Genomic DNA, 7,346 nt, shown 5'->3' with positions numbered 1-7,346 from the left:
ACACCTACTACTCCACCCGCCGGTTGCGGGAGATGTCACAACGAATCCGAGGCAGCAAGCACGCCGACTTGTGGCATTCCCTTTCACTCGTCTTCGATTCGCTCGGCAAAGACGACGGCTGCCCGCAACTCGGACTCATCGGACTCGGTTCTTTCCTATGGCGATCCGAAAGCACGGCTGATCTAAACGGGCCAGCCGCAGTTGGCCAAGGAACGTTGGCTCACGGTTCGCCCACTGAGAACGCCGAACCAACCGACCCGGTCTACATCTCCAACGACGACCTGCTACTTTCCATCCGAGCACTCGCCTACGTCGAACAAGACCGCGTGCTCCGCAGCGTCGACTACCGCAATCTCGGCAGCGAAGAACTTGGCAGCGTTTACGAATCGCTGCTTGAACTGCATCCCCAAATGCACGTCGAAGCTAAGACGTTTTCACTCAATAACGCAGCCGGCAACGAACGCAAAACGACCGGCAGCTACTACACGCCCGACTCCCTCGTGCAGTGCCTCCTCGACTCCGCCCTCGAACCCGTCGTCGAACAACGACTCAAGGATGCCAAAACAATCAGCCGCCGGACGTTAGTCCCCGGTTCCCTTCCCGACGATCTGCCCGACTGGATCGACCGCATCCCCGCCGACCGCCGCGACGTCATCACCTCCGGCAACTACACCCAAATCGCCGAGCAAGCGATCCTGGCCCTTACCGTCTGCGATCCCGCTTGCGGCAGCGGCCACTTCCTCATCGCCGCCGCGCACCGGCTGGCCCGTCACCTCGCCCGCGTCCGCACCGGCGAATCCGAACCCAGCCCCGAAGACCACCAGCACGCACTCCGCGACATCATTGGCCGCTGCATCTACGGTGTCGACATCAACCCGATGGCGGTCGAGCTATGCAAAGTCAGCCTGTGGATGGAAGCGATCGAACCCGGCAAACCGCTCTCGTTCCTCGACCACCACATCCAATGCGGCAACAGCCTGCTCGGAACGACTCCAAAACTGCTCGCCGACGGCATCCCTAACGACGCGTTCAAACCGATCGAAGGCGACGACCCGCAAGTCTGCCGAGAACTCAAAGCCCGAAACAACAAAGAACGCAGCGGCGCGAAGCAGGGAGCATCGCAACAGGAGCTTTGGAACCGCGACGACGGCATCAAGCTCGGCAACATGGCCGAAACCTTTGCCCGCCTATCCACCGGCGACGACGAAACCGTCGAAGCGATCCGTCAAAAAGAACTCGAATACGCCAAAGCCGTCCGGGGCGACAAATACAAATACTCGTGCCTCCTAGCCGATCTCTGGTGCGCCGCATTTCTGTGGAAGAAAGACGCAACCGACCTCGGTCGTCTGTGTCCCACCCAATATTACCTGAAGGAAGTCGAGAAGAACCCGCACAGCATTCCGAAAGCAATGGAAGCGGAGGTGAGGCGACTGGCAAGCCAGTTCCAATTGTTCCACTGGTATCTCGCTTTTCCAGATGTATTTGTAGTATCGCCAGACGAACCATCAGCTTTCGTCGGTGGATTTGATACGGTCGTCGGCAACCCGCCTTGGGAACAAACCGAACTGAAGGAAAAGGAATGGTTCGCGCATCGTGATGCGGAGATCGCGAACGCAAAGACAGGCGCAAAACGTAAGAAGCTCATCGTCAAGCTGGAAAAAGAGAATCCGTGTCTTTGGCAGGATTTCAAATTTGCTGTCCGCCATCACACAAACGCAACAAAGCTTCTAACTAAATCGGGTGCGTTTCCACTGTGCGCCCGTGGACGCATCAATCTCTACTCGGTATTTGCCGAAAGAATGCGCAACCTACTTGGTGAAAATGCTCGATGTGGCTGCATAGTCCCTTCCGGCATTGCCACTGACGACAATACGAAGTTTTTCCTTCAGGACATGGTCCAATCAAGGTCCCTAGTTTCCATTTTTGATTTTGAGAACAAGGATCTGATTTTTTCATCCGTGGCACCAATTGTTAGGTTCTGCTTGCTAACAACAGGGTCTGGAAAAACGGAATTGACAACCGAAGCTTCATTCGCTTTTTTGGCGCGACGCATCGAGCACATTTCAGACCCTGCTCGTATCTTCAAGCTGAATAACGCGGATTTTTCGGTTTTGAATCCCAATACAAGAACGTGTCCTATCTTTCGCTTTCGTCGTGACGCTGAGATCACCAAATTTATCTATCGGCGTATTCCAGTGCTTCAAAAGGACGACGACACCGACACAACGGACCACTGGTCGCTGAATTATCGCCAGGGCCTTTTCAACATGACCAGCGATTCGAATCACTTTAAGACGTACTTGGAGCTAGAAAAGGATGGCTTTACAGAAATGCGAAACCGGTTCAGCAGTTTAGACGACACTCATATCCCACTGTATGAACCAAAACTGTTTCACCAATACAATCACCGATACAATACTTTTGATGGTGTAGCCGAAGCTTCCCTTCATTCAACGAAGGCGTTTGCGATTCTTCTCGACGATTGTGCGCTTGAAGACCAATACCGAACATCACGGCCAAGATACTGGGTAGATCAGAAAGTAGTTTTCAAGCGATGGACTTTTGATCGCCCTTGGGCAATAGCCGTTCGCGGTGTTACGAATCCGGTAACGAATAGACGCACGGGGATATTCACGGCGCTGCCGCGTGTGGGAGTCGGCCACAATGCGATACTGTTCCAAAGTGGTGGCAAGCATGCATCAATGTCAGATTTGTTGTTGGCGAACTTGAACTCGTTTGTCGCTGATTACATCATTCGCAACAAGATCGGCTCTTACATGAGTCAGTTCATTCTTAACCAAATTGCGGTTCTTTCGCCAAAGTGCTATCGCGACGCTCAAGCACGTAGCCAAACATTTCGGCAGAACATCGTTCATTTCATACGTCAACGCGTCTTGGAATTAGTGCTTACGGCACTCGACATCTCGGAGTTTGGCGAGGATCGTGGATACGATGGTCCGCCTTTTCAGTGGAACACGAATCGACGGCAGACCATGCAATGGGAAATTGACGCTCTCTATTTCCATCTCTATCTGGGCACGCCGGAGGAATGGGGAGCCGACAGTGCGGAGCTTCGTGAGATGTTCCCAACCCCACGGCACGCGGTCGAGTACATGATGGAGACGTTTCCAATCGTCAAGCGGAAGGACATCGCTCGCACGGAAGTCAAGAACGAAGCCGGCGAAGTTGTCACGCCGGGCACCTACATCACCAAAGACACCATCCTCGAAATCTACGACGAGATGGCCACCGCGATCGCCACCGGCGTCCCCTACCAAACCCGCCTCGACCCGCCGCCAGGCCCACCCACCGACGAGGCCGGCAACTTCATTCCCATGGCCCAGTGGGACCAAAACAACTGGCCCTCCCACATCCACCGGCCACGCGAATCAGACGTTGTCCCGGTACCGGTGACGCCGGCCCGGACTGCTACTCCAGCACCGGTAACCCGAGTCCCCGGCATCGCCGCTTCCCTCGGCGGCAAGTTCCCAGTCAGCGATGCACAAAAGCTTGCCGTCGGCATCGCCGCCGACCTCGCCGTCCGGTTCTCAGGGTCGCAGGAGAAGGTCATCCGACAATACCTCGGTTTGGCGACCAACCCCGAAGCCATCGGAAAACTGCTTGCCGGCGAAGACAAAGCAGCAGAGCTTGCCACAGCAATCAGCGAACTTCCGGCCGCGTTTCGACAAATCAATGCCGGTGACGCGCCATGGCCCAAGGTCTTTAACGCACTGCAGAAGAATGACGCGATCGAGGCTACCGATACCGAACCGGCCATTGTGTCCACCGGTCCCGAAAGCGAAGCCGTGATCGAGCATTTCGGAACGCTGCCCGACACGTACATGCAGTTAGTCTCATTGGCGATCAAGTCGCTTCATTCGGAAGTGTCGGAAGCATTGGCCGACGATGACGCACGCTTTGTCAGCGAAGCTCAGACACCCTGGCTGACCGACTCCACAGGATAAGACCGCACTCACGGAGGCTCCCATGAATCTGTTCGCAAAACTGAATGATCCGAAACATTGGCGTGAATTGCCAACTGTCTGGGTTCGCCGCTTGGTAATCCACGACGGCACTGGCAACGATCCGATTCAGAACGTGTCGCTGAAACCTGGCATGAACATCGTCTGGGGTCGTGAGACAAAGGAAACCGCAACGAATGCGTTCCAACCGGGTCACGGATTGGGGAAGACCACCTTTTGTCGGCTGATTCGCTTTTGTCTCGGTGAAGAATCGTTCGGTCAGCCCCGAACCGTCGCGGGTGTGCAGAACGATTTTCCAAACGGCTACGTCGATGCCATCGTGGAGGTCGGCTCGAAGACGTGGTGTGTACGCCGCCATTTCGCGGGCGGGCACAGCAGCTTCGCTCGGCAAGCCAAATCGCTCTCATCTTTCGTTCGTCGGCCACCATCGCCGGACACCGATCCTTACGCATCGTTCCACAATCACGTCGCCGCGGTAACGCTCGGCGAACTGGATGAAAAACAGTTCCTCGCCGGTGAGAAGTCGTTCCGGTGGAAACACTTGCTGGCCATGTGCTCCCGAGATCAAGAAGCACGCTACGTCGATCCGCTTCAGTGGCGCAGCAAACGAAGCACGGCGGAACTGCCAGCGTTCGCGCAACCGAAAGCCGATGCGATCCGTTGCGTGTTGGCGTTGCTGGGCATCTACACCGACAAGGACCGTGAACTCGATGATCGCGAACAGACGCTGAAGAAACGCATCAACAAACTTCAGCAACGCAAATCAAAGGGCGAGACTCGCTTGGAGTACTGGGAAGACCACCACCGCGAAACGCTATCCAAGGCGGGCGTCGAGGAAGCCGAAGGCCGTTCGATGGATGCGACCAGCCTGTTTGCGTTGGAACCGAAGTACCGCGACGTCCACGACAAGCTAGTAGCCGAGATCGCCGCTCTGGATCAACAGATCACCGAACTGGAGATCCAAGTCAGTTACGCGGCGGCATCCTTGAAAGAGCGCCGGGAAGCGAGGCAAGTAAAAGAAGGTGCGGCGGAGACCATCCGCTCGCCAGCCGAAGAAGCGATCGAAGAACGCAGTCGACTGGCCGCCGAGTGGACCAGCACCCTGCAAACTCTGAAAGAGCTGAAGTTCACACTTTGCGAATACGGCAACGAGAGCATCGGCAAGTGTGTTCACGCCCAGGACTACGCTCGCGAATTGGAAGAAGCACTGACCAGCCTGCCGGTGATCGACCCGGACGAACCGAATTCGCAAATCGACTTGGCCGAAAATCTAGAAGCCACCGCAACTCGTCTGCAAGAATCCGAGGCCCGAGTTGCCGACGAGATGCGGAAGATCGTCGAGCAAAAGCAAACCGCCGAGCGCAAGCGTCGCCGCAAAGAACGTGAACAGGAAGACATCGAAAATGCGTGGAAGGAACTGGAGCGGATCGAATCGGCCCGGAAAGACACCTCGGTCGACAAGTCGCTCTCCAAAGTGACCAATCAACTGGCTGACGCAGAGTCCGACTTGGAACAGGCCAAGACGGAACGCAAGCAAGCCACCAAAATGCACCAAAGGCAGTTGAGCGACTTGGAAGCCGCCTTCGATGTCTTAGTCAAACGTTGCATCACCGATGAATACGAGGGCACGATTCGTCTGTCCGAAGACGACCTAACCTTCCAAATCCTTCATGGCGAAACCGGTTCAGGCGAAGGGTTCGAGATGCTGGCGATTTTGCTCGGCGATCTTGCACTCGCGATTCTGGGCGCGGCAAGGATGTCAACGCATCCGGGATTGCTGATCCACGACAGCCCCCGAGAAGCCGACCTCGGCCCACTGGCATACCAGCACTACCTCACCAACATCCAAGATGTTTTCGGCACACTCGCCTGCGACCAAGGCATACCAATCCAGTACATCGTCACCACCACAACCCCGCCACCAAAGCCACTGCGTCCCAAAGCTCACACCCCGCTCAAGCTAGGCGGCAAAGCCGGCATGCTCTTCGGCAAACCCCTCAAAACCGCCCGGCCCCGACTGGTTAACATCCCCTACTTCGTGGACGAAAAGGAAAGGGAGCCGAGTCAATGAACGACGCCGACCAACCCGTCGTGATGGTTTCCTCCAGCGTCTACCAGAACGAAAGTCTTCTGGATCAGATCTATGGCTCCCTGATTGGATTTGGCTATTCGGTGTGGATGTCACACAAAGGCACAATTCCGGTCAATCCGGGAAAATCGAATTTCGAGAACTGCATAGAAGCCGTTGAGAATTGCGATATTTTTCTCGGGCTCGTCACGCCCTTCTATGGCAGTGGCAGAAATAGCGACGGATTTTCGATCACACATCTTGAGCAACGCCGAGCGGTTGAGCTTCGGAAGCCCCGATGGTTTGTTTCAGACTATCGAGTGAACTTCGCTCGACAATTGTTGCGGCAATATCGCTTTACGAAGCAAAATAAACCAAGACGCAGTTTCAAGTTTGCTAAGACCCCAGTGATGGATCACGAAGGTGTCTTGGACATGTACGAAGAGGCGGTGCTCCTGGATTCAGGGCTGCCTGTCGAACATCGCCCTGGGATATGGGTTCATGACTATCGTCGTCCCGAAGAAGCACTTTTCTACATCAGCGAACAGTTGCGAGATCTCAGTCGGATCCAGTCGTTTTTGAATACCAAGGAGGCTGAAGATGGTGAATGATCGTTGGGCTGGCAGACTCGAACTGCCCAAGAAAGAATCAGAAGAGGTTGAATTCGAGCTCTCCGCGAAGGACGTGGATGCGATTGCTTCCACGGTGTGCGCTCTCCTGAATTCAGATGGAGGACGAGTTTGGATCGGCGTTTCTGATGATGGACAGATTGATGGCATCGAAGACGGGGACGCCGTTGCGCAGAACCTTCGGATCGCTTTGCAAGAGAAAGTGACTCCGAAGTCGCTTTGGTCGGTTCATACCGAGTCAATTGACAACAAAGAAGTTGTCATTGTTGAGGCACCTCCGGGAGAAGAACGCCCTTATGTCTGTTCCGGTGCTATCTACCGGCGAGACGGTTCGAGGACGATCGCTGCGGATGCATCTTTCATCCATCGCATGATCGAAACACGCTACCGAACTAGGTCGCGCTGGGAGCGAGAGCCAAGCCCTGGGATCGAGATCAAGGATCTCGATGCTAAGGAGCTTAATCGGACAAAGTCAGAAATTCGTGAAGTCGGACGTTATCAAATTGAAGTCGATTCAGATAACGAATCTTTCTTGAGCTCTCTCGGGCTCATGCAAAGTGGAGTGCTCACGAATGCTTCAGCGATTTTATTTGCGAACGAAGTTGGTCATTATTTGCCTCAGTCGCGTATTCGCGCGACGGTATTCGAGAGCGGCAAAACCGGTCG

4 protein-coding genes are annotated in these 7,346 nt (G+C 55.0%); all 4 read left to right on the top strand.

What is annotated here, in order from left to right; all coding sequences use genetic code 11:
* The first annotated feature begins 32 nt into the window (after positions 1-32).
* A complete protein-coding gene (locus RSSM_RS16305) occupies positions 33-3,965 on the top strand; it encodes an Eco57I restriction-modification methylase domain-containing protein (protein ID WP_008680944.1) in 3,933 nt (1,310 codons plus the stop codon).
* Between the two features lie 22 nt (positions 3,966-3,987).
* On the top strand, positions 3,988-6,054 hold the full coding sequence (locus RSSM_RS16300) for a coiled-coil domain-containing protein (RefSeq protein WP_008680942.1): 2,067 nt from the start codon (positions 3,988-3,990) through the stop codon (positions 6,052-6,054).
* Positions 6,051-6,662 carry a DUF4062 domain-containing protein gene (locus RSSM_RS16295; RefSeq protein WP_008680939.1) on the top strand — a complete coding sequence of 204 codons (612 nt, stop codon included), beginning with the start codon at positions 6,051-6,053 and terminating at the stop codon, positions 6,660-6,662. Before RSSM_RS16300 ends, RSSM_RS16295 begins: the two co-directional genes overlap by 4 nt.
* On the top strand, positions 6,652-7,346 hold a 695-nt coding region (locus tag RSSM_RS33235; protein ID WP_008680937.1), incomplete at its 3' end, for an AlbA family DNA-binding domain-containing protein. The genes RSSM_RS16295 and RSSM_RS33235, both read left to right, overlap by 11 nt.

Source organism: Aporhodopirellula sallentina SM41, assembly GCF_000346505.1.
Classification (GTDB): domain Bacteria; phylum Planctomycetota; class Planctomycetia; order Pirellulales; family Pirellulaceae; genus Rhodopirellula; species Rhodopirellula sallentina.
The sequence above is the reverse complement of the archived record's forward strand: the minus strand, read 5'-3'. Positions and strand labels throughout refer to the sequence as shown.

What these genes read in the sequence shown, in the direction of transcription:
- RSSM_RS16305 (WP_008680944.1), top strand. Translation starts at nt 33, where the DNA reads ATGTCACAACGAATCCGAGGCAGCAAGCACGCCGACTTGTGGCATTCC.
- RSSM_RS16300 (WP_008680942.1), top strand. Translation starts at nt 3,988, where the DNA reads ATGAATCTGTTCGCAAAACTGAATGATCCGAAACATTGGCGTGAATTG.
- RSSM_RS16295 (WP_008680939.1), top strand. Translation starts at nt 6,051, where the DNA reads ATGAACGACGCCGACCAACCCGTCGTGATGGTTTCCTCCAGCGTCTAC.